The organism is Bifidobacterium jacchi (assembly GCF_009078285.1).
Lineage (GTDB): Bacteria > Actinomycetota > Actinomycetes > Actinomycetales > Bifidobacteriaceae > Bifidobacterium > Bifidobacterium jacchi.
Genome location: NZ_RQSP01000007.1, coordinates 33,681 through 34,771, shown reverse-complemented (window position 1 = coordinate 34,771; position 1,091 = coordinate 33,681). Strand labels below are relative to the sequence as shown.

The window sequence follows — 1,091 nt, the reverse complement described above, 5'->3', positions numbered from 1 at the left end:
TTGCGTGGCTGTGAATCGTCGCGGAATCGGCGTGCGCAACGGCTTGTGAGCGCAGAGAGTCGCGTCACATGGGCAACAATCGCGAAATCATTGGAACTGCAACGTTCTTGATGCCAAGGCCACTTGGTGCAGTCACTTGGCACAAGGTCGCATGACGCACATGTCACATGCTGCAAAGTCTTCCCCCACACATGGCTCAAAGCGCTGTGCTGCGAAGTGCCGCGAAGTGCTGCAAAGCGCTGCGAAGCGAAGTGCAAAGTACGGGAGCATCGCCATATTGGCGCATCTCGCCCAGCGGGTGACGATGCCTAGCGCGTGACGATGCCTAGCGCGTGACGATGCCTGCGCCGAAGGGCCACAGGGCGAGCGCGGCCATCTTGAACGACTGTATTCCAAATGGGATGCCGATGATCGTGATGCAGTTCAATACTCCGGCGATCGCATAGCCGATAGCCATCCAGAATCCGGCGAGTATCACCCAGATCACATTGAGCAGCGTCGCTCCCACGCCGCCGCCGTGCACCACCGTCTTGCCGAATGGCGCGAGCGTCAGCGTAGCCATCTTGAACGATTGCAATCCCAGCGGAATGCCAATGATCGAAATGCACAGCACAAGGCCGATCAAGGCCCATGCCAGTGCCAGTACGAGACCGCCCAGCAGCAGCCATAGAATATTCCCCAACAATCTCATATGGCCATGTTCGCAGATCGGCGAACCGCGCAATTGGCATCCGCGCGAATCTGCTCCGCATCATCACAAGCCGTTCGGCGAGGCAGTCACATGCCGTTCAGTCAGACAACGAAGCGCCGAGTGTCTAATGACTCGCCGGATGTTCAGCTGCGCGGTGATGGTACGCCATATCGGGCGATATACTCACATAAAGCGGGTGTGCCCCGTGCTTTGCTGTGCCCTACAGCCAAGCGGGCATCGCCAGGACTAGACCAAGCGGGCATCGCCGAGTCGGTGCAGGCGGGGTCGGCGTAAACCGGCCACCAGCCGGCCGCCCCAATTCGGCTCCAACCCGGCTGCGACGCCCCAACCCGGCGCCAACCGGTGCCAGCCGAGCAGCAGCCCAACCGCCCCAGCCGAC

General features: G+C 60.7%; 1 protein-coding gene. It reads right to left on the bottom strand.

Features of this window, described 5'->3' with window-relative positions; all coding sequences use genetic code 11:
- Nucleotides 1-325: 325 nt before the first annotated feature.
- Nucleotides 326-691: a YccF domain-containing protein gene (locus tag EHS19_RS03365; RefSeq protein ID WP_151916414.1), complete on the bottom strand. Its 366-nt coding sequence runs from the start codon at nt 689-691 to the stop codon at nt 326-328.
- Nucleotides 692-1,091 lie beyond the last annotated feature (400 nt).